Source organism: Verrucosispora sp. NA02020 (genome assembly GCF_013364215.1).
Classification (GTDB): domain Bacteria; phylum Actinomycetota; class Actinomycetes; order Mycobacteriales; family Micromonosporaceae; genus Micromonospora.
Map to the genome: position 1 here is coordinate 1,911,703 of NZ_CP054923.1, position 20,236 is coordinate 1,931,938.

At 73.6% G+C, this 20,236-nt stretch carries 18 protein-coding genes; 5 read left to right on the forward strand and 13 right to left on the reverse strand.

Features of this window, described 5'->3' with window-relative positions; translation table 11 throughout:
* Window positions 1–64: 64 nt before the first annotated feature.
* Both HUT12_RS08410 and HUT12_RS08415 read left to right on the forward strand, forming a co-directional pair.
* Window positions 65–934 carry a PspA/IM30 family protein gene (locus tag HUT12_RS08410; RefSeq protein WP_131057729.1) on the forward strand — a complete coding sequence of 290 codons (870 nt, stop codon included), beginning with the start codon at window positions 65–67 and terminating at the stop codon, window positions 932–934.
* Window positions 935–957: 23 nt separating this feature from the next.
* Window positions 958–1,740: a hypothetical protein gene (locus tag HUT12_RS08415; RefSeq protein ID WP_176093017.1), complete on the forward strand. Its 783-nt coding sequence runs from the start codon at window positions 958–960 to the stop codon at window positions 1,738–1,740.
* A 37-nt stretch (window positions 1,741–1,777) separates the two neighbouring features.
* Here the strand turns inward: HUT12_RS08415 and HUT12_RS08420 are convergent, their stop codons facing one another.
* Window positions 1,778–2,842 (reverse strand): LacI family DNA-binding transcriptional regulator, encoded by a 1,065-nt coding sequence (locus tag HUT12_RS08420; protein WP_176093018.1) that lies wholly within the window; start codon window positions 2,840–2,842, stop codon window positions 1,778–1,780.
* Between the two features lie 7 nt (window positions 2,843–2,849).
* Window positions 2,850–4,223 (reverse strand): dihydroorotase family protein, encoded by a 1,374-nt coding sequence (locus HUT12_RS08425; protein WP_176093019.1) that lies wholly within the window; start codon window positions 4,221–4,223, stop codon window positions 2,850–2,852.
* A gap of 35 nt (window positions 4,224–4,258) precedes the next feature.
* Here HUT12_RS08425 and HUT12_RS08430 point away from each other — a divergent pair, with 35 nt between their 5' ends.
* Window positions 4,259–5,038 (forward strand): SDR family NAD(P)-dependent oxidoreductase, encoded by a 780-nt coding sequence (locus HUT12_RS08430; protein WP_131054072.1) that lies wholly within the window; start codon window positions 4,259–4,261, stop codon window positions 5,036–5,038.
* A gap of 5 nt (window positions 5,039–5,043) precedes the next feature.
* On the opposite strand, the gene HUT12_RS08435 is transcribed toward HUT12_RS08430, so the two are convergent.
* The 9 genes from HUT12_RS08435 to HUT12_RS08475 form a co-directional block, all read right to left on the reverse strand.
* Entirely contained in the window at window positions 5,044–6,102 is a 1,059-nt protein-coding gene (locus HUT12_RS08435) for an iron-containing alcohol dehydrogenase (protein ID WP_176093020.1), read from the reverse strand.
* Window positions 6,099–7,154, reverse strand: a complete 1,056-nt coding sequence (locus HUT12_RS08440; RefSeq protein ID WP_254877036.1) for a Xaa-Pro peptidase family protein — start codon at window positions 7,152–7,154, stop codon at window positions 6,099–6,101. Before HUT12_RS08440 ends, HUT12_RS08435 begins: the two co-directional genes overlap by 4 nt.
* Window positions 7,151–7,942, reverse strand: coding sequence for an SDR family NAD(P)-dependent oxidoreductase (locus tag HUT12_RS08445; RefSeq protein ID WP_131054069.1), 792 nt, complete (start codon window positions 7,940–7,942; stop codon window positions 7,151–7,153). Before HUT12_RS08445 ends, HUT12_RS08440 begins: the two co-directional genes overlap by 4 nt.
* On the reverse strand, window positions 7,939–8,751 hold the full coding sequence (locus HUT12_RS08450; protein WP_176093022.1) for an ABC transporter permease: 813 nt from the start codon (window positions 8,749–8,751) through the stop codon (window positions 7,939–7,941). Before HUT12_RS08450 ends, HUT12_RS08445 begins: the two co-directional genes overlap by 4 nt.
* Window positions 8,748–9,656, reverse strand: coding sequence for an ABC transporter permease (locus tag HUT12_RS08455; protein ID WP_176093023.1), 909 nt, complete (start codon window positions 9,654–9,656; stop codon window positions 8,748–8,750). Before HUT12_RS08455 ends, HUT12_RS08450 begins: the two co-directional genes overlap by 4 nt.
* A gap of 5 nt (window positions 9,657–9,661) precedes the next feature.
* Complete coding sequence (locus tag HUT12_RS08460) at window positions 9,662–10,771, reverse strand: PotD/PotF family extracellular solute-binding protein (protein ID WP_131056607.1); 1,110 nt, start codon at window positions 10,769–10,771, stop codon at window positions 9,662–9,664.
* Window positions 10,772–10,894: 123 nt separating this feature from the next.
* A complete protein-coding gene (locus tag HUT12_RS08465) occupies window positions 10,895–11,995 on the reverse strand; it encodes an ABC transporter ATP-binding protein (RefSeq protein ID WP_131056605.1) in 1,101 nt (366 codons plus the stop codon).
* 239 nt (window positions 11,996–12,234) lie between these two features.
* On the reverse strand, window positions 12,235–15,996 hold the full coding sequence (locus tag HUT12_RS08470) for a hypothetical protein (RefSeq protein WP_176093024.1): 3,762 nt from the start codon (window positions 15,994–15,996) through the stop codon (window positions 12,235–12,237).
* Window positions 15,997–16,242: 246 nt separating this feature from the next.
* Window positions 16,243–17,070, reverse strand: coding sequence for an Fpg/Nei family DNA glycosylase (locus tag HUT12_RS08475; RefSeq protein WP_176093025.1), 828 nt, complete (start codon window positions 17,068–17,070; stop codon window positions 16,243–16,245).
* Between the two features lie 111 nt (window positions 17,071–17,181).
* Here HUT12_RS08475 and HUT12_RS08480 point away from each other — a divergent pair, with 111 nt between their 5' ends.
* Window positions 17,182–18,399 carry a hypothetical protein gene (locus HUT12_RS08480; RefSeq protein ID WP_176093026.1) on the forward strand — a complete coding sequence of 406 codons (1,218 nt, stop codon included), beginning with the start codon at window positions 17,182–17,184 and terminating at the stop codon, window positions 18,397–18,399.
* A gap of 52 nt (window positions 18,400–18,451) precedes the next feature.
* Here the strand turns inward: HUT12_RS08480 and HUT12_RS08485 are convergent, their stop codons facing one another.
* Both HUT12_RS08485 and HUT12_RS08490 read right to left on the reverse strand, forming a co-directional pair.
* A complete protein-coding gene (locus HUT12_RS08485) occupies window positions 18,452–18,694 on the reverse strand; it encodes a CPCC family cysteine-rich protein (protein ID WP_131056850.1) in 243 nt (80 codons plus the stop codon).
* A gap of 24 nt (window positions 18,695–18,718) precedes the next feature.
* Window positions 18,719–19,552, reverse strand: coding sequence for an S-adenosyl-l-methionine hydroxide adenosyltransferase family protein (locus HUT12_RS08490; protein WP_176095698.1), 834 nt, complete (start codon window positions 19,550–19,552; stop codon window positions 18,719–18,721).
* 114 nt (window positions 19,553–19,666) lie between these two features.
* Here HUT12_RS08490 and HUT12_RS08495 point away from each other — a divergent pair, with 114 nt between their 5' ends.
* Window positions 19,667–20,236, forward strand: coding sequence for a hypothetical protein (locus tag HUT12_RS08495; RefSeq protein ID WP_176093027.1), 570 nt, complete (start codon window positions 19,667–19,669; stop codon window positions 20,234–20,236).

A 20,236-nucleotide genomic window follows, 5' to 3' on the forward strand; every position in this document is an offset into this window, starting at 1 on the left:
CCGAGCTGGGCCGGCCGGACATGGCGGTTGGCGCAGCGAACGTGACTGAGGGGATACGGCGGAGATGGCGAACCCGTTCGTCAAGGGGTGGAAGTACCTGATGGCGCTCTTCGGCGCCCGAATCGACGAGCACGCCGATCCCAAGGTGCAGCTCCAGCAGGCGATCGACGAGGCGCACCGGCAACACCAGGCGCTCGTGCAGCAGGCCGCCGCGGTGATCGGCAACCAGCGGCAACTGGAGATGAAGCTCTCCCGGCAGATGTCGGACGTCGAGCGGTTGCAGAGCAACGCCCGGCAGGCGCTGGTCCTCGCCGACCAGGCCCGGGCGAAGGGCGACGAGACCGAGGCCGGACGCTACGAGCAGTCCGCGCAGACGCTCGCCAGCCAGCTCGTCTCCTCGGAGCAGGCCGCCGAGGACCTCAAGACCCTGCACGACCAGGCGCTCGCCGCCGCCGGCCAGGCCCGCCGGGCGGTCGAGAACAACTCGATGATCCTCCAGCAGAAGCTCGCCGAGCGGGCCAAGCTGCTCAGCCAGCTCGAACAGGCCAAGATGCAGGAGACGGTGGCCTCCTCGCTGGAGTCCATGTCGGCGCTCACCGCTCCCGGCAGCACGCCCAGCCTGGACGAGGTCCGCGACCGCATCGAACGCCGCTACTCCACCGCGATGGGCCGCGCCGAGCTGGCCGGCAACTCGGCCGAGGGCCGGATGCTGGAGATCCAGAAGGCTACGCTGGACGTGGCCGGGTCGGCCCGACTCGACCAGATCCGCGCCAGCATGGCCGGTGAGCAGCTCGGCGGCACCGCCGACCGGGACGCCGTCGGTGGCCAGCAGCCCGCCGCGCAGACCAACGACCCCGGTGTGGCCCGCCTCGACGAGCTGCGCGCCAGCATGAACCGGGATCGCAACCCCGGCGACGCCAGCGCCGCCGGCTGAACCGAGGCGTCAAGGAGGCGACGGTGGCAACAGACGAGCGCACCCGCTACTTCCGCCGGCTGGGCAAGCTTCGCCGCTCCGCCCGCCGGTGGAGCGTACTGGCCGGTGGGCTCGGCGGTGCCACCGTCATCCTGACCCCGTACGCCGGTATCGGCCTCGCCGACGCCGCCTGGGCCGCCGCCGCAGGCGCCTCCACCGCCCTGGCCGCCTGGCGTTGGGTGGACCTGCGGGCACTGGCCGCCCAGCCCGCCCCGCCCGCGCTCGACCCCGCCCAGGCCGCCGCCCGCAGTCGGGCCCGCCTGGTCGCGGCCGTGGAACGACTCCCGGTCGGTGCCGGCGTGGTGGCCGAGGTACGCCGCGCCCGGTCCCGTGGCGCCCTCCGGGGCACCAGCGCGGCCCAGCCGTGGGAACGACTGGACCGGGCGGCGTCGACCCTGGCGTCCATGGGCGGCCGGCTGACCGGCTTCGCCGAACCCGCCGTCGCCGAGGCCACCGCGGCCGAGCAGTCGCTGCGCGAGCTGGCGACCCGGGTGGCGAGCGTGGAACGTGCGGTACGCCTCGCGCCACCCGACGCGCGTCCCGCGCTGGCCGAGGCGCACGAGGCGCTGACCGGGCAGTTGGACGCCGGTGTGGGGGCGTACGAGCGGCTGGTGGTGGCCGCCGCCGGGTATCTGGCCGAGGAGTACCGGCCGAACAGCGAGCACCCTTCCGCGGCGCGGCTGACCGAGGCCACGGACATGCTGCACGGTTTCGCGTCGGCGCTCTCGGAGCTACGGGCCGTCGGCCGCCCCGCCACCACCACCTGACGGCCGCACCTCCGGATCGACGTGCTCGGGACGTTGTCTACCCACTCTGCCCGGTGTCCTGTGGCAGGCAAGGGCGGACCGGTGCGGTCGAGGCGCGTACCACCAGCCGTGGGGTGAGCCGGACCGAGTGGTCCAGCGCGTCGCCGTCGGTGAGTGCCTCGACCAGCAGGGTCGCCGCCCGACGGCCGACGTCGAAGTAGGGGACCCGTACCGTGGTCAGCGCCGGGTCGACGCGGTCGGTCAGCGGCATGTCGTTGTAGCCGACCACGCTGATGTCCCCGGGGCAGCTCAGGCCGGCGGCGCGGATCGCGGCGTAGCAGCCGAGCGCCATCATGTCGTTGCCGGCCAGGACCGCGGTGGGTGGCTCGTCGTCGGCGAGCAGGGCGGCCAGTGCGCTCTCGCCGTCCCGTTCCGAGTAGCCCTCCCGGGCGACGACGTAGCCCTCGGGCACCGGTAGGCCCCGGTCGCGCATGATGTGCTGGAAGGCGACGTACCGTTCGTGCCCGGCCGAGGTCCAGAGGGGTACGCCGAGGTAGGCGATCCGTCGATGCCCGAGGCCGATCAGGTGGTCCAGCGCCTGTGCGACGCCGACCGATTCGTCGACCGTCGCCGACGGGACGGTGGTGGCGTCGACCTTGCGGGACATCATCACCACCGGCACTCCGGACGCGGTCAGCTCCACCGGCAGCGGCTGGTCCCGGCGGGCGGTGGCCAGGATGATGCCGGCGACCCGCCAGGAGAGCAGCATGCCGAGGCGTTTGGCCTCGGCCACCGGGTCGTTGTCGGTGTCGGCGAAGAGCGTGGTGTAACCGTGCCGGGCGAGCACCTGCTCGGCGCCGCGCACCAGCGGTGGCATGACCGGGTTGGACATGTCGGGGATCAGCACGCCGATCGCCGCGCTGCGGTGGGTGCGCAGGCTCCGGGCCATCTGGTCGGGTACGTAGCCGAGTTCGGCGGCGGCCTGCCGGACCAGCGCCTCGGTGCGGGAGTTCACCGGCCGGCTCTTGGATCCGCTCAGTGCGCGCGAGGCGGTGGCCAGGTGCACGCCGGCGACCCGAGCCACGTCCCGCAACGTCGGCTGGGTGCCGTGGGTACCCGTCACAGTCGTCTCAACCCCGTCCCGGATTCGTGTCGCCGGCACCCGGCCGACGGACGAAATGTCCGCCACCGGGCTCCAGGATCTCACCATCGTGGACGATCGGTCGTCCCCGCAGCCAGGTGGCGTGCAGCCGGCCCCGCAGGGTTCGTCCGTGCAGCGGGCTCCACCCGACCTTCGACCGCATTGTCGCCTGGTCCACCCGCCAGCTACCGGCCGGGTCGAAGAGGACCAGATCGGCGTCGGACCCCGGCGTCAGCCGGCCCTTGTGGGGCAGCCCGAGGATGCGGGCCGGGGCGCCGGCCACCGCGTCGACCAGCCGCTGCGGAGTGAGGTCACCGTCGAGCATCGCCGCGTAGGCGAGCGGCAGGGACGTCTCCAGCGCCGGGTATCCCGGCGATGCCGCCCAGGCGTCGTCGCGGCCCCGGTCCTTCTCGGCCCGGGTGTGCGGCGCGTGGTCGGTGGCGACGGCGTCGACCACCCCGTCGGCGAGGGCGCTGAGCCACCGCCGCCGGGCCGTCGCCGAGAAGACCGTCGGCAGCACGTAGACCCCCTGCGTCACCAGGTCCTCCTCCTCGCTCAGGGCCGGGAAGCAGGTCTCCGCCGTCAGTCCGGGATGCCCGGCCCGTGCGCGGGCGAAGAGGTCCAGGGCGTCGAGCCCGTACGCGCTGAGGTGGGCCAGGTGCACCCGCTGTCCGGTGGCGGTGGCGAGGTCGAGGACGGTCCGCAGGCCGGACAGGTTGCCGGGTCCCCGGGTGACCTCGAGGACGGCGGCCGGGTCGCGCCGCCCGGCGGCGATGAGCCGGTCCCGGTGGGCGTCGCTGGCCTGCTGGTCGCCGACGTGCACCGCGACCGCCCAGCCGAGCCGGCCGGAGACCTCCAGCACCCGGGCGACGGCGGCCGCGTCGGCGGAGTAGAGCTCCTCGAAGCCGGGGGCGGTGGCCATGTAGATCTTGACGCCGATCGCCCCGGCGTCCGCCATCGCGGCGAGCGCGGCCGGGTCGGTGCCGCCGGCCCAGAGCGCGAAGTCCACCGTGGCGCGTCCACTCCAGGAGGTGATCTTCTCCCGGTAGCGCGCGACCGAGGTGACCTGCGGCTGGGTGCTCGGCATGTCGCAGACCAGGGCGGTGCCGCCGGCCGCTGCGGCGGCCGTGCCGGTCTCCACCGTCTCCTTGTGGGTCTGTCCCGGATCACGCAGGTGCACGTGCAGGTCGATGGCGCCCGGCAGGACGTCGAGGCCGTCGACGTCGACGATCGTGCCGGCGTCGACGGTGCCGACCGGCTCAACCGCCCGGACCCGCTCACCGGCGACCACCAGGTCGACCACAGTCGGCGTGGCGTCGGCGGTGAGCAGCCGTCCGCCCCGCAGCACGGTGAGTTCCCGCACTTCACCACGGTGACCTGCGTTGATAGCGTCGCCGAATGACGTCATCCGAGAATCCTTCCGATTTCGGTGGGGGGCGCGTCCCGGCCACCGTGCTGGTCACCGGCGCCGCCTCCGGTATCGGACTGGCCTGTGCCCGTCGCCTCACCGCCGAGGGCCACCGGGTGGCGCTCGTGGACCGGGACGGCGACGGACTCGCTGCCGCGTCGCGGGCCTGCGGTACGCGGGGCGTGAGCGTCCACCAGGCCGACCTGACCGATCCGGCCCGGGTGACGGCGGTCGTCGCCGAGGCGCTCGCCGCCCACGGCGACCTCTCCGGTGTGGTCAACGCCGCCGGTGCGGTCCGCGCCGGCTCGGTGGTGGACACCACCGACGAGGACTGGCGGTGGAACCTGGACACCAACGTGTCGACCGCCTTCCACGTCTGCCGCGCGGTGCTGCCGCACCTGGTGGCGCGCGGCGGCGGCGCCGTGGTCACCGTCGCCTCGCTGACCGCGCTGCGCCCCATCCCGCAGCGCGCCGGCTACGCCGCCGCGAAGGGGGCTGTCATCGCGTTCACCCGGCAGCTCGCGCTGGAGTACGGCCCGTACGGCGTCACCGCCAACACCGTCTGCCCGGGAGCGATCCGTACCCCGCTGCTCGCCGCCCGGCTCGACCGGGAGCCGGCCGTGGAGGCCGAGTTGACCGCCCGGGTGCCGTTGCGCCGGGTCGGCGAGCCGGCGGAGCTGGCCGGTCTGGTGCACCTGCTGGTCACCGGCGGCTGCGACTACCTCACCGGTCAGACGCTGACGGTCGACGGCGGGCTGAGCCTCGTCTGAGCCGTTCACGGCCCCGCCCAGGCGCGGCGCAGCAGCTCGGTCAGCGTCGCCTCGTCGACCGGCCCGGGCAGCCACGGCATCCCGGAGCTGCGCATCGCGGCGGGGACCGCGGCGCGGACCTGCTCCCACGAGAAGCCGGCGGCGCACAGGGTCCGGGGGACTCCGGCGAGGTCGGCGAGGTCGGTCAGCCGCGCGGCGACGGCGTCCGCGCGGGGCGAGGTGCCGAGGGGACCGGCCACCGCCCGCCAGTCGACCCGGTCCCCCCAGTACGCGACGACGTGTGGCGCGAGCAGCACGTTGACCGCGTCGTGGGTGCGGCCGGCGTGGGCGCCGAGCGGTGATGCGGCGGCGTGGGCCAGTCCGAGTCCGGTGGCGGCGAACGCCTCGGTCACCAGCCCGGCGCCGACCACTCCGGCCAGGTCGTCGTTCGGCGCGTCCCGGCACAGCGCGGACAGGCCGGCGGCGGCGAGTGCCCGCCCCCACTCCTGGGTGCGCCGGCTCAGCAGCACCTCGACGGCGTGCACGATGGAGTCGGCGCGGTGCAGGTGGCGTACCCGTTGCGGTCGGCGGGAGAGCGCGGCGGCGTCGAGGAGCACCCCGGCGTCACCGAGGGCCGGGTCCGGTCGGCTCACCCGGCTACCGTCCCGGCCGTAGAGGCTGGTGAAGGGGGCGAAGGCTCGCCAGGGCTCACCGCCGACCGGTGCCAGCAGCAGCTCCGGCCCGGCGGTGCCGAGTCGCCACGCCTGCTTGGCGACGTCCAGGGTCGAGCCGTCGCCGACCGCCACCAGCCGTTCGGGGCGGTTCCGGTCGAGTCGGACGGCGAGCGCCTCGGCGTCGGCGAGCCGGGGCGGGTATGCGACCCGGACCACGTCGCCGGGGGTGCCCGCCGTCGCGGCGACGTCCCCGCCGGCCGGATCGAGCAGGGCGAGGTCGCCGGGGCCGAGGGTGAGCGTGCCGGTGTGGATCACGCCTCGGAACGCGACCCGGTGTTCCCCGGTCGACGGGGTGAGGTGCGGGCCGGCGTGGGGGACCTCCACGCCGGCCCGCGGGTCGACGCCGCTCACAGCTCGCGCAATCCCGGATCCGACGTGGTCAGCGGCGTGCAGCCGGTCTCGGTGACCAGCACCGCGTCCTCGATCCGGGTGCCGCCCACACCGGGTACGTAGACCCCCGGCTCGATCATCACGACCATGCCGGCTTCGAGCACGGTGTCGTCGTGCGGCGAGAGCAGCGGCGGCTCGTGCTGGTCCAGGCCGATGCCGTGGCCCAGCGAGTGCTTGAAATAGCCGTCCAGGCCGTATCCGGCCAGCACCTCCCGGGCCACCGCGTCGACGGCGCTGGCCCGGACCCCGGCCCGGACGGTCGCCATCGCCCTGCCGTGTGCCTCCCGGACGGCCGAGTGCAGCCGGTGGAACGCGGCCGGTGCCGGTCCGAGGTGGAAGGTGCGGGTGATGTCGGCCCGGTACCCGCGCACCACCGGCGAGAGGTCCACCACCACGGGTTCGCCGGCCCGCATCACCCGGTCGGAGGCGGCACCGTGCGGCAGGGTCGAGCGCTCTCCCGAGGAGACCAGGATCGGGGCGGCGCTGCGCTCGGCGCCGAGGTGGCGCTGGGCGTACTCGATCTCACCGGCGATCTCGTTCTCCGCGCGGCCGGGCCGCAGCCACTCCGGTAGCCGGGCGACGAGCGTCTCGGCGAGTTCCGCCGCGTCGCGGAGGGCGCGCAACTCGTCGGTGTCCTTGACCGCGCGCAGCCGCTCGACGAGCCCCGCGCAGTCGACCGTCGCGCCCGGCTCGGGGAGGGAGAGGTACTGCTCGGCGGTGAGGTTGCGGGGGTCGATACCGATCCGGCCCTGGTCGGCGCGCAACCGGTCGAGCATCGTGGCCCAGAGCCGGGGTGGGGCGCAGCCGCCGTCGACCGTGATGTCCTCGGCCTGCTGCGCCGCCTGGGCCGCGTAGCGGAAGTCGACCACCAGCACCGGCTCGGGGCCGAGCAGCAGCACTCCGGCGGTGCCGGTGAAGCCGGTGAGGTACCGCACGTGGGTGATCTTCGAGACCAGCAGGGTGTCGACACCGCGTGCGGCCATCTCCCGCAGCGCGGCGCGGCGGCGGTTCACGTGTTCCAAGAGGGTCCTCCCGCGGTGTATCCGCCGTCGACGACGAGCGTCGCGCCGGTGATGGTCGCCGCCCGGGACGAGCAGACGAAGGCGATGGTCTCGGCGATCTCCTCCGGTTCGGAGAGACGCCCGATCGGCTGGAGGGCGGCGTGCGCCCGTTCGGCGGCGGCCGGGTCGGCGGCTCGGGCGTACCCCTGGCGGACCAGGTCGGTGCGGGTGGCGCCGGGGCAGACCGGGACGACCCGGATGCCGTCGGCGGCGCACTCCACGGCGAGGGTGCGGGCCAGTCCGAGCACCCCGGCCTTGGCCGCCGCGTACGCGCTCCGGCCGGGAAGCCCGACCAGCGCGGTGGTGGAGGAGACCGGCACGATCACCCCGCCGCCCCGGCGACGCAGTCGGGGTACGGCGGCCCGGCACCACCAGAAGGTTCCGGTGAGGTTGGTCGCCAGGGTGTCGGCCCAGATCTCGTCGGTGGTCTGGTCGATCGGGTCGATCCGACCGATGCCGGCGCAGGTGACCAGGGTGTCGAAGCCGCCGAAGCGGTCCTCGACGGCTGCCGCCGCCCGCTCGGTGGCGGCCGGGTCGCGGACGTCGGCGTCGAGGGTGAGCACCGGATGGTCGGCGTCCCGCAACTCGGCGGCGAGTGCCTCCAGGGCCGGACCGGAGCGGTCGACCAGGGCGAGGTGGTGGCCGTCGCGGGCCAGCCGGCGGGCGACGGCGGCACCGATGCCGCCGGCCGCACCGGTGATCACGGTGACGGTGGGTTCCGTCCGGTCTCGTGTGCTCATCGGCGGCGTTCCCTCCCTGAGTGCAGGCCCGAGACCGCCGAGGTGCCGGCCGTCGCCATCACGACGGCGACCAGGGCGAACGTCGCGCCGATCAGGATCGTGGAGAGCGCGGCGAGCGTGGGGTCCTGATAGCGCTGCAGGTACTGGTACATCGACACGGGCAGGGTGAGCTGGTCGGGGGAGACCACGAAGACCGTGGCGTCCACCTCGTCGAAGCTGATCATGAAACAGAGCACGTACGCGGCGAGCAGCGATCGGCGTAGCTGGGGCAGGGTCGCCGAGACGAAGGCCCGCACCGGCCCGGCGCCCAGGTCCCGGGCCGCCTGCTCGTAGACCAGGGGAATCCGCACCAGGGCCCCGCCGACGATGTTGACGGTGAAGGGGAGCAGGAGCACCAGGTGCAGGCCGACCAACGCGCCGTCGCTGCCGTAGAAGCCGGCCTGCAGGAAGAGGATGAACGCGCCGAGCCCGATCGCGACCTTCGGCACGATCAGGGGAGCGAGCAGCAGCGACTCGACCAGACCCCGGCCGGGGTAACGGAACCGGGTCAGCGAGACCGCGGCGGCGGTGCCGGCGGCCACCGCCGCCAGGGCGGCGACGGCGGCGATGCCGAGGCTGCGCAGCGCGGCCCGCCCGAAGCCGTCCTGCTCGGCGAGGCGTTCGTACCAGCGCAACGACCAGCCCGGCGGCGGCCAGGCACCGTAGCCGGAGTCGTTGAAGGAGTTGACCACGACGAAGACCAGCGGGGTGACCAGGAAGGCCAGCCCGAGCAGGAGCGCGGTGAGGGTGAAGGCCCGGTTGCGGTTCATCCCCGCCTCCGTCCGGTCAGTCGGGCGGCGAGGCTGACGACACCGACCAACGCGAGGGCGATGAACAGCAGCGCGTACGACTGCACGGCCGCCATCGGCCAGTCGACCGCACCGACGTTGGTGTAGACCAGCCCACTGAGCACCTGCACCCGGCCGCCACCGAGCAGGGCCGGGGTGGCGAACGCGCTGATGGTCAACGCGAAGCAGAGCTGGAGGCTGAGCACCACCCCGTACCGGGTCAGCGGGAAGGTGACCCGCCAGAAGACCTGGTGCCGGTTGGCGCCGAGATCGTGGGCGGCCGCGACGGCCGAGGCCGGCACCTGGGCGACGACGCCGAGCAGTGGGAAGACGGCGAAGGGCAGCAGGACGTGGACCATGGCGATCACCACTGCGGGGAAGCCGTACATCATCCGCAGCGGTGCCTCGATCAGCCCGATGTCGACCAGGAAGCGGTTGACCACCCCGCCGTCGCCGAGCAGCACGTTCCAGCCGTACGCCCGCACCACCACGCTGGTCAGCAGCGGCGAGAAGATGAGGAAGACGGCGACGGCACGCAGTGCCGCGCTGCGCATCCGGTGCAGTGCCAACGCCATCGGATAGGCGAGCGCCACCGCCAGCACCGCGCAGACCACGCCGAGGGTGACCGTGTCACCCAGGACCCGCCAGGTGTACGGGTCGTCGGCGAACCGGCGGACGTTGTCCAGGGTGACCCCGGTGCCGATGCGCCCGGCGGAGTACGGACGCAGGCCGAGTTCGGCGAGCTGGGCAAGGCTGCCCAGGAAGATGACGGTGAGCGGGACGAGAGCGGGCAGGACCAGGAGGTAGCGGGGTGCGGCGCGGCGCATCCGCTGCCTCCTGGCCGGTGCGGCGGCCCGGTCCGGCGCGGTCGGGGTGGACTGGACCATGCCGGTCAGATGTTCGCCTTGATGTCGGCGTCCCAGCGGGACCGCCAGGCGGTCATGTTCTCGGCGACCAGACCCCAGTCGACGGAGATCAGCTTCTCGACGTTCGCCGGCTGGAATCCGGGCAGTCCGGCGAGTTCGGCCGGAAGGGTGACGGTGCCGTTGGCGGGTGTCTGCACCGCCGTCTCCGCCCACATCTGGCACCAGCGGGGGGAGAGCATCTCGTTGAGGATGTCGAGACAGATCTCCTGCTGGTTGTCGCTGTTGCCGGCCACGGTCTGCAGATAGACCGGGACCGCGATGGCGCCTTCCTCCGGCACCACGTAGTCGACCGGCGCGCCGTCGGCCTTGAACTGGAGTCCGGTGCCGTTCCAGCAGCTCGTGATGTCGGCGGTGCCGTTGCTGAGCACCTGCTGCCACTCCGGATTGGCGGTGACCAGGGTGCGGATGTTGCGGGCCTTCTCCTTCCACAGCGCCCAACCGGGTTCCATGTTCTCCACCGACCCGCCGTTGAGCCGCGCGGCCATCATCACCACCTGCCACCAGTAGTCGAAGAGGGTGACCTTGCCGCGGTGCCGGTCGTCCCAGAGGTCGGCCCAACTCGTCGGGGCGGTGGTGATCGCCGTGGTGTTGTAGACGATGCCGATCTGGTCGGCACCGATGCCGATGCCGTTGGAGTTGGGACGGCGGAACGTGTCGCTGACGTCGGCGGCGTTGCTGAGGCTCGGGTAGTCGAGGGTGTTCCAGACGCCGTCGAGGTCGCCCTGGGCGGAGATCTGCGAGTTGAAGAAGCCCATGTTGACCAGCGGGCTGTCCGGCGTGGCCTGTCGCGCGGCGAGGATCTTCGGGTAGCCGACGGCGTTGCTGTCCTCGTAGATCTTGATCTCGACGTTCCGGTGCCGGCTCATGTAGTCCTCGGCGAACGCCTTCGGCATGTCGGCGAGCCGGTTGCCGAGGAAGGCGAAGATCGTGACGGTCTCCTTGCCCGGCGTGCCGCCGCCGTCCGACCGCTGGTCGGCGGGGTCGAGTTCGCGTCCGCACGCGCCCAGCGCCGGCACGGTGGCGGCCGCTGCCGCCGCGGCGAGGAAACTTCTCCGGCTGATCCGACCTTGTCTCATCGCGGAACTCCTTCCGCGGGCGGCCGTCACGGGTCGCCCGTCGCTCGCTGTGTCGGGGGTGGGAGGGGTGGCACGTTCGGCGCAGGCCGGGGCCGATCGTCGGCGGCGGGACGGTGCGGTGGGTCAGGCGCTCAGGACGACGGCGTCCTCCGGACGCCAGCGGACGGTGACCAGGTCACCCACCGGCAGGCGGTCGGCGTTCGCCGGGCGGACCGCGCGGAGCGCGAATCCGTCCACGGTCTCCAGGTCGTAGCGGATCTGTGGGCCGAGATAGGTGGCGCCGGTGATGCGGGCGGCGAGTCCCGGTGGGGTGTCGGTGCCGGCCGGTGTGTCCGGGTCGTCGGCGGTGGTTCCGGCCGTCGTGGTGTCCGGCCGGATCCGGACGTCCTCCGGGCGGACCGACAGGGCCACGCCGGTGCCCTCGGCGGCCACCCGCACCGCGCTCTCGCCGATCCGGGCACTGCCCTGCTCGACCGGGATCTCCAGGACGTTGGCGTCGCCGATGAAGCGGGCGACGAAACGGTCGGCCGGACGACGGTAGAGATCCTCCGCGCCACCGACCTGGCACAGTTCCCCGTCCCGCATCACCCCGATGCGGTCCGAGAGTGTCATCGCCTCGGTCTGGTCGTGGGTGACGAAGAGGAAGGTGGTGCCCGAGTTGCGCTGCACCTCGCGGAGCACCTGCTGCATCTGGTGCCGCAGGTTGAGGTCGAGCGCGGCCAGCGGTTCGTCGAGCAGCAGGACGGCGGGCCGATTGATCAACGCCCGCGCGATCGCCACCCGTTGCTGTTGGCCGCCGGAGAGCTGCTCCGGGTAGCGGCGCTGGTATCCGGAGAGTTCGACCAGTTCGAGGACCCGGTCGACGTCGGCGGCGCGTCGTTCGCGGGGCACCCGCCGCAGTTTCGGCCCGAAGGCGATGTTCTGCGCGACGTCGAGGTGGGGGAAGAGGCCGAGGTGTTGGAAGACCATGTTGGTCGGTCGGCGGTTGGCCGGCCGCCGTCCCATGTCCTCGCCCTTGATCCTGACCGTGCCGGTGGTCTGGGTCTCCAGGCCGGCGACGATGCGCAACGTGGTGCTCTTGCCGCAGCCGCTCGGTCCGAGCAGTGAGAAGAACTCCCCCTCACGGAGTTCGAGGTTGACGCCCCGGACGGCCGAGGCGTGACCACCGGGATAACTCTTGGAGATGTCGATGAGCTCGGCGACGGGAATCGCGTCGGATGTCATCGCACCTCCACGGCGTAACGTTTTGCCTTGGCGCTCACTATCAGCAGCGCCGACAACCGCCGTCAAGGGTGAGGCTGCAATTTCTTCCTGGTAGAGCGAGGTTTCCTCGACCAGGAGAGGGCGTCAAACGTATTGCCGTCGGGCGCATCCGGCCGAAGCGGACAGCGACTCGACCCCGCCCAGGCGGATGATCCGGATCGCCACGAGCGCAGGCTTCGCCGCCGACGGTGACCCGCCGGTCACTCCGGGGTGGTGACCGGGATGGTGCCGGTGTACGGGGACGCGGCCACCACGTTGAACGAGCGGATCCGGTAGTGATAGGTGACGCCTCGGGCCAGCCCGGTGTTGGTGAAACCGCGCCCGGTGACGGTGAAGGTCGCCAGCTCGCGGGTGAACGCGGCGTCCAGGGCGCGTTCCACGGTGAAACCGGCGCCCGCGCCGGTGGGGGTGCTCGCCGCCCAGCCGAGCACGACGGTCGCGGTGTCCGGGCCGGGCGTGCTGGTGGCGACGCTGACCGCGGTGGGTACGCCGGGCACCGGCGGGGTGATCACGGTGGCCACCGTGGACCAGGGCGAGGCGACTCCCAGATAGGTGGTGCGTACCCGGTAGTAGTAGGTGGTGTCGGGGGCCAGCGCGGTGTCCAGGTGGTGGTCGCCGACGCCGATGGCGGTGGTGCCGGGGCCGCTGGTGAAGGTCGGGTTGGTGGCCCGCTGGACGTCGATGCCGGTGGCGAAGGAGCGGTTGGCCCAGCGCAGCGCCGCTCGCAGCGGGGCGGCCGGTGGGATGGTGGCGGTCAGGCCGGTGGGGGCGGCGAGCTGCACCGCCGCCGGAACGCTGTTCGACCAGGCGGAGCAGCTCACCGTGTTCTCCGCGCGCAGGCGGTAGTGGTAGGTCACGCCGGGGGTGATGGTGGCGTCGGTGTAGCGGGTCGCGGTGCCGGCCACGGTGATCTCGGTGAGGCCACCGGAGAAGGCGCAGTCGGTGGCCCGGTGCAGCAGGTGGCTGGTGGCGGCGGGCAGACTGCCGTTGCCGGTCCAGGTCAGGTTGATCGCCGGCAGGGCGGTGGCCGAGCCGGGGGCCGGGCTGGCGTTCAGGCCGGTGGGGGAGCGGGGCGCGACGCGCACCACCAGCGGGCGGCTCATGCCCTGGTCGCGCAGGCCCGCCGAGGCGCTGCCCCAGCGGTACTCCCAGCCGAGGTTGACCAGGCGGTTGACCACCGAGGCGGGACGTCCGTCGAGCGGGCTGACCTCGGTGGAACCGGTGGGTACGCCGGCCGGTCGGGTCGGGTCGAGCAGCCGGATGCTGTCGCCGAGCTTGAACGGCAGCGGTGGGGCCTCGGGGCGGAGCGCGATCAGCACGTCCTCGCCCGGGTCGACCCGGACGACCTGCTTCCAGCCGAGTTCACCGGGGTGCGGCGGCCGGATCCGACCGTCGCGGCCGACCCGGCTGATCACCTGCACGTCCAGCCCGTCGAATCGGACCGGGTGGGTGTGCCGTCCGGTGCCGCGTACCCGCCAGAGCTGGGTGCCGTCACCGGGTGCGCCGACCGGCACGGCCGGGTCGCTGACGTGCAGGTTCTCGGTGGCCGGGTCGGCGGGCCCGAGTGGCAGGGTGGGTTCGTCGAGCGGGCCGGCGTGTGGGTGGCCGACGCCGAGGCGGCCGGTGGCACGACCGTGCTCGGGGTCGAAGACCTGCCGGACGGCCTTGACCGCCAGCGGCAGCGTCACCGGTGTGGTGCCGCCGGTCGGCGTGAACGTGACGGCGGCGGCGTGCACCGGGATCCGGGTCGGCGCGGAGACCGTGCCGAAGCAGGCGTCGTAGGCGGGTTGCGGCACGATCGGCGGGCGCTGGCTGGCCGCGTACGCGCCGGGCAACCGCTCGCGCAGCCGGTCCAGGTCGTACGGGGACGCGGGCGTGCCGGAGACCCGGAACTGCATCAGGGTGCGAGTGTTCGGGCCGTACCCGGGGAGGGTCGGTGGGGCGCCGCCCTCGCCGGTGCGGTCCGGGCCTCCGGTGTGGTGGTCGTGCCGGTGGTCGACGGCGGGCAGTGGGGCCGGGGCGTCGTTGTAGAGGATCAGGGTGCTGCCCGGCGCGACGGCGGCGAAGTCCACCAGCACGTCGGCGCGTTCGCCGGGTGCCAGCAGCAGGGCGTGGCCGTCGACGTTGAGCACGGTCGCCTCGCGCCGGTCGTACCGGAAACCGATCGGGCGGTTCGGGATCACCACCGGCTCGGGCAGCAGGCCGCACTCGTTGCCGATCCGGATCAGCTCCGGTCCGGCGGCGTCCGGGTCCGGTACGCCACCGGGGCGGCCGTCCGCCGGCCAGCCCGTCGGCCGGTCGGGTGACCGGACCGCGTCGACCGTCGGCACCTCGCCGGCGTCGGCGTCGGCCAGCCGGCCCTCCGGTGTCCACATCGGGGCGTCCGAGGCGGCCCGGTAGAGCTGGAGGTTGAGCCACCGGTCGGTGCAGGCGTTCAGGATCCGCCACCGGTAGACCTTCGGCTCCACCGCCAGGTACGGGTACGCGGTGCCGTTGACCAGCACGGTGTCCCCGTACGCGGCGGGCACGGCGCTCGGGTGCGGCACCCCCGGCGCCTCCGGCGGCTCGTCCGGGTCGGTGACCGGGTCGTGGTGCGGGTTGGGCACGGTAGCGGCGGTGACCGCCGGTCCGGCCGACACGGCGGTACGCGCCCACGGGCCGTAGTCCCAGCGGCCGGTGGGGTTGACGCCCTCCGGGCGGTGCGGGTCCTGCCGGGGTTGATAGACGTGCGGGTACCAGAGGCTGCCGCGCGCGCCCCAGCGGCTGCGGTCCCAGGTGGGGTCCTGGGCGGCGAGCTGCGCGTCGTCCGGCACGAAGGTCTTGTCCTCGAAGACCAGCGGGAGCTGCTCGCAGGGCAGCACCCCGTCGTCGACCAGCCGCTCCTGCGCCTCGTCGGTGAGCAGACAGAGCGCCACCTGTCCGGAGTAGACGGTCAGTCGGGACATTCCGGCGGTGTTGTCGTGGAACCAGAGCAGGCGACCGCTCTGCTCGTTCGGGAAGTAGAGCGTGGTGGCGCCCTGTCCCGGGTGCGGCATGTCGGGGACGTTCGTCAGTCCGACACCGGTCGGGTACGGGGTGATCTCCCCGGCCGGGGTGATCCACTGCCACGGGTTGCCGGCGCTGGCCCAACCGGTCGACGCGCCGCTGAGGTGCAGCACCGCCCGGTTCTGCGGGTACGGTGCCGGTCCGCCGAGCGGCCCGGTCCCGGCCCCCGGCACGGTCGGGTCGACCGGCAGGAAGATGTCCCCGGCCGGCCCGGCGGGAAGCTGGTTGATGAACTTGATCCGCACGGGTCGGCCGCGTCGGGCCAGCACCACCGGCCCGAGGTGCCAGGGCTGTCGGGGCGGTGCGACCGTGTTGTGCCCGTCGACGTCGGTGCCGAGGTTCAGTTGCCGGTAGCCGCGCAACCGGGTGGCCGGCAGATCGGTGTGCAGGCGCTGGGCGTACTCGGCGAGACCGATCTCGTAGTAGTCGCAGCCGGGGTAGCTGATGGTGTCCGGCACCGCGACCGGCAGGTGCGCGCCGAGCGGCGTACGCCCCAGCGGGCCGAGCCCGGGCAGCGGGTCGACGAACTTGCGGATGCCGGTGCCACCGACCACCGCGCCGTCGGCGTCCACCACCGGCAGCGGACTGTACGCGTGGTTCGGCACCGCGCCGAACATCCGGGGCACCGCCGCCGGGTCCAGGCTGGCCGGTACCGACGGGCGTCCGCCCGGCGCGCGCCGGGTCGGTGCGGGCGGTGCCGTCCGGCCCGGCACGGTGGGAGACTTCTCCGCCGGGGCCGGCGGCGCGCTCTGCGCCTGGTAGGGCGGTGCACTCTGCGGGGTCGGTGAGGTCGGGGTGGAACCGGGGTCCGTCTGCTCCGGGCCGGTGCGGGCTTCGGGGACGGCCCCCGGGCTCGACTCGCCGTTGCGGGTGGCGCGATCCCGCCAGGTCGACCGGAATCTGCGGAACACGGCCATGGCTCTCCCCGGGGTCGGGGCGCGGCGGCCCCCACCGCGATGTGGCGGGCCCGGCGCGCGACTTTGACGTTCCGTGAGCGCTCAATCGCAGCATGCGACCATCCGGGGTCGGTTAGGAAGTACCCAATCGTCCCTATCTGGTGGCCACCCGGCGTGTCGGCTGCGCCACTCCGACCCGGCCCGCCACCTGCGCAGACACCCGTGGAACTTGCATCCGGACCGGCGGAACTTCCACGCCTGCCCGCGTCAGGTGACGGGCTGGCAGACGGGACACCAGTAGGTGACCCGTTCGCCCAGCTCCTCCTTACGGATCGCGGTGCCGCAGCGGCGGCAGGGCTGTGCCCGGCGTCCGTAGACGTAGCTGGTCTGGCCCCGCCGCAACGATCCGGTGCTGCTCTGTGTCCACCGCCCCCGGTTCGCGGCCAACAGCTCCTGCGCCAGCCGGACCAGGCCGTCGAGGTCGGGCACCTGTCGGACCGGCGTACGCGGATGCACGCCGCGCAGGAACAGCACCTCGCACTTGTAGAGGTTGCCGACCCCGGCCAGGTTGCGCTGGTCGAGCAGGGCGACTCCGACGGCGGTGTCCGGATGGGCGGCGAGCCGGCGTACCGCCTCGGCCGGATCCCAGTCCGCGCCGAGCAGGTCGGGGCCGAGATGCCCGACCAGGTGGTCCTCCTCGGCGGTGGGCACCAGCGCCACGTCGTGCAGGTGGTAGCCGACGGCCGTCGCGGCGGAGGCCCGCAACACCACCCGGATCAGGTGCGCCGGGCGGGCCGTCCAGCGTTCCCCCGGCGCGTACGTCCGCCAGGTGCCGTCCATCCGCAGGTGTGAGTGCAGCGTCCAGTGCTCCTGGGTGTGGCCGGCGGGAGTGACCCCGGTCGGGGCGGCGCTGGTGGGGGCGGTCAGGCGGAGCAGCAGGTGTTTGCCCCGGCTGGCGCATTCGCGGACCGCGAAGTCGGTCAGGTCGGTGGTGGCCAGTCGCGGCACCCGGAAGTCGCTGCCGGTCAGCCGGGTGCCGGCCAGGGCGCGGTCCAGGACGCGGGCGGTGTTCCACACGGTGTCACCTTCGGGCACCCCACCATCCTCCCTCACCCGAGCCGAATTCGCGTGTATCGCTATTTGTATGTCACTTCGGTTCGATCTTCCTATATGAGCATTATCGGGGAGATCTGAGGAGGAAAACGAATGAATCGCATTCGTCTATCGCGACCGGCGATCGCGCCGGCCGCTGTCCTGGCCGCTGTCCTGGTCGTCACCCTGGCGCCCCCCGCGCCCGCCTCGGCCGCCCGCGCCGACCGGTGGAACGCCGCCCTGTCCACCGTCGACGCCGACGACGTCAACGTCCGGCACACCCGGTCCGGGCTGCGGCTGGCCGACCCCCGTCCGCCCGGCGTACCGATCCGCCGCAGCGCCGTCGCCGAAGGGATGCTGGTGGCTGCGCCGCGTACCCTGAGCAGCCCGGCCACCCGGTTCCGGGCCGAGGTGACCGCCACCGCCCGGGCCGGTGCCACGGCGAGCGTCCAGGTGCGCGGCTGGCACGACACCGGCTGGACCGAATGGCGCGACGCCGTACCGGCGGCGGTGTTCGACCGGCCGATCGGGCGGGTGCAGACCCGGGTGGTGCTCACCGGTGGCCCGGCCGGCGCCACCGCCGAGGTCCGCGCCGTCCGGTTCACCGCCGACACCGGCGGGGTGGCCGTCGCCGCCGCCACGCCCGGCCGCGTCTACCGGGTCTACACCACCCGGATCGGCCTGGTCGGCGAGGTGACCGCCAACGGGCACACGGTCGCGCCCCGCGACCATTTCGTGGCGCTGCCGTCGCGGCGGAGCCTCTCCCCGCGCAACAGCGGCGACTACACCGTCCGGGTCTGCACCACCAGCGGCAGCCGCTGCACGTACGCGCCGGTCTGGGACGTCGGACCGTGGAACACCCGGGACGACTACTGGAACCCCAGCGCGGTGCGGGAGAACTGGAAGGACCTGCCGCAGGGACGCCCGCAGGCACAGGCCGCCTACCAGAACGGCTACAACGGCGGGCGGGACCAGTTCGGGCGTACGGTGCTGAACCCGGCCGGAATCGACCTCGCCGACGGCACCTTCTGGGACGGGCTGCAACTGACCACCAACACCTGGGTCGACGTCGCCTACCTCTGGACCGGCACCGGCAGCCGGGCGGTGATCGGTGACGGGCCGCTGAACATCCGCGCCGGAGCCGGCACCGGCTACGCCAGCCGGGGACTGGCCGCCCGCTACTCCCACGTGCCCGTCGAGTGTTACGTGACCGGGCAGACGGTGACCGGGCCGTACCGCACCACCAACCGGTGGAACCGACTCGCCAGCGGGCAGTTCGTCAGCCACGCGTACGTCTCGGCGGTCTGGGGCCCCACGGTGCCGCGCTGCTGAATCCCGCGCGCGGAGCCGGGCCGGTGTCCTCCCACGCCGGCCCGGCCTGGGCTCAGGGCAGCTCGTCCGGACGGGGGCCCCGGACCGCGTCCTGGTAGCGGGGGTGGCAGGCACCGTAGACGGCGAAGTTCAGCCGGGCGTGCGACAGGCTCAGGTCGCCGTTGGGGCCGCCACGGACCACGTCCGCGTCGGCGTCGGCCTGACCGTCGTCGGTCCAGAAGCAGACCGGACAGGTGCCGCCGCCGGTCCGGTACGCGCAGCAGGGGCAGGCGGCGGGAACCCAGCGATCGTTCACCCGAACAGCTTTCCACAGTAGACGTCACGGGCGTGTGGCGCGGGGCACCTCGTCGGTGGGGGCCGCCCACACCCGCAGCAGCCTACCCGGTACCACCCCGAGCAGGTCCACAGCGCGTCCCCCGTTGACCGAGAGCGCCACCAGGCCGGCCGAGTCGGCATGTGCCACCAGCCCGCCGACGGGCGCGTCGCCGAACGTCCGTCCGTGCACCGCCTCCCGCACCGGCTCGGCGTCGTGCGGGCGTACCCGTAACCGGGCCGGCAGTGGGGCGAGCAGGTCGGCCGACGCCGCCACCTGCACGTTGCCGAAGTTGTCCACGGTCAACACCTCGGCGACGAAGCCGTCCGGCGTCGACTCGACCACCGGCTCCGGCAGGCGTACCAGCGTCTCCGGACCGACCGCCGGACCGGCCTGCGCCATCGGCGCACCCGTGGCCAGCCGGGCCGCCACCGGCGCGAACACGTCCCGGCCGTGGAACGTGGCGGAGACCCGGGCGCCCCACCACGTCGGATCGGTCAGCTCCACTGCGGCGCGCACCCCACCCAACGCGTCGGCCGCGTCGCACAGCAGGCCGTTGTCCGGCCCCACCAGCAGGCCCCCGGGCGTGGCCAGCGCGACACCCCGCCGGGCCGTACCCACCCCCGGGTCGACGACGGCCAGGTGTACGCCGCCGCCAGGCAGGTACGGCACCGTCTGGGCGAGCACCGTCGCGCCCCGCCGGACGTCGCCCGGTGGCACCAGGTGCGTCACGTCGATCACCCGCACCGTCGGGGCGAGCCGGGCGATCACCCCGTGGCAGGCCGCCACGAATCCGTCGGTCAGGCCGTAGTCGGTGGTGAACGAGACGACCCGATCCACGCTGCTGGTCACGGCACCGCATCGTACGGTCCGGTGTCGGTGCCGGATAGGTGACAGGCCGCCTGACCGACCGGCCACTGCACACCGCGCCGTCCGCCCGGCAGACTGCTCTGAGTGAGCCACCGGATCCTGCCAGCCCTCGTCCTCGTCGCGGTCACCGCCGCCCTCACCGCCTGCGGTGGTGGGGAGAAGGAACAGCCGTCCGCCGCCGACCCGACGAGCGCGCCGCCCCCGGCCAGCGCGCCGGCCACCGCAGCCACCCCACCGGTCCCGTCGGACGCCCCGTCGGGCGCGCCGTCCACCGCCGAGCCGACCGTCACCGGCAGCACCGAGCGCCGCCCGCCCAGCCCGCCCCCGGTGGAGCTGCCGCCCCGCAAGGCCGGCGAGCCCAGCGCGCGGGAGGTCGTCGCCGCGTTCCGGGCCGCCGGGCTGAAGGCCGGCAAGTCCAAGGACCGCTCGGTGGACTGCGGGCCGGACGGGCTCGGCCTGGGCTGCTCGGAGATCGTGGTCACCGACGGCGTGGCCGTCTACGTCTTCCCCGACGAGGTCAGTGCCACCGACATGGCCGACGTGTGGGCCGGCGCCTCGTTCCGCTCCGGCACCGTCGTGCTCAACTACCTGGAGGCCAAGACGCCCCGCGCCGACCGCCCCGCCTACGAGAAGGCGCTGACCGCGCTCGACTGA